Genomic DNA, 1,097 nt, shown 5'->3' with positions numbered 1-1,097 from the left:
TTTAGATATTCCAGCATCTCTTTCATAGGTTTTAATTCTTTTTTATGGTATTAATTTGCATTAGAGCATATTACCACCTATCCAGCAGTGCTGTTTTATACACTAACACACATTCAGCTAAAGAATATAAATTCAACCTACTTAGGTTTAATGCTTTTATGGGCTAGAGTATAATCAATAACTAAATCGACCTTTCAACAATTTAGTTTATATATAACTTATCTCTACACAAAAGTCTTACTAATGGAGTTTATCCTCTTGCTCCAAGAATTTGCTAGAGAATTTATATCCTCGCCAGCTGGTTTAAATTTCTCATATTCGTTTGAGGTAACACTTTCTGCGCTAGTGTTCTTTGATCTTACATACATTAAAAAGGTTAGCTCTTTAAGTCTTTCTTTTATGAGCGCTTTTATGCTCTCGTTATCCTTACCCACTTTTTCAAAATCCACAAAGTACTCTTTATGTTCTCCAGTGCTTGAGATATCATTTAAGGCAGCGCTACTTAGCTTAGTCTTTGCACTATCACTAGGTAGAGGCCTATAGCTGCGCAAAAATCCCATGAAAAGAGCTTCTTTACTGTAGCCTTCATCTGCTTGATATACCGACATATCAGGGTTAAAACTAAACTCATCACCTGCTTCGCTCATCGTAAAATCAACCTCTTTTACTATGAGCCTAACTCCTGCACTTGAAAGCTCTTTGCTAAGAGATTTAGCGCTATTTAGCTCATCGCTGCTAGAGTAGATATTTGAGATAGTAGAGTTTGATAGATCTTTTAGCAAATGTCCTTTGGCATCATAGCGAGTGCCTTTTGTGCTGTAGCCTTTTGGTAGTTTGCCTATATCTGCAAGGGTGTAGCTCTTTTTATCATCACCTAAAGCAGAGGTCATTTGATCAAATAGTCTGTAGTAGTGCTTTATGGTGTCAGCCATATCGATATTATCAAAGATCTTTATCTGCTCGTCTTTGCCCTTGATGCGGTTTAGCACATGGTTGCGCTCGGCAAATCTATTAAGCTCATCAAGCGTGCTTTTGTGGATTTTAAAGTCCTGTGGCAAGCCTGCAGCCTTGTTAAAATCAGCTCCCATAAAGCCAGC

1 protein-coding gene is annotated in these 1,097 nt (G+C 37.5%); it reads right to left on the bottom strand.

What is annotated here, in order from left to right; translation table 11 throughout:
- Nucleotides 1-224 precede the first annotated feature (224 nt).
- The coding region (locus UNSWCS_RS10315) for a Cj0814 family flagellar-dependent secreted protein (protein ID WP_235044407.1) at nucleotides 225-1,097 on the bottom strand (873 nt) is incomplete at its 5' end.

The organism is Campylobacter concisus UNSWCS, from assembly GCF_000466685.1.
Lineage (GTDB): Bacteria > Campylobacterota > Campylobacteria > Campylobacterales > Campylobacteraceae > Campylobacter_A > Campylobacter_A concisus_A.
The sequence above is the reverse complement of the archived record's forward strand: the minus strand, read 5'-3'. Positions and strand labels throughout refer to the sequence as shown.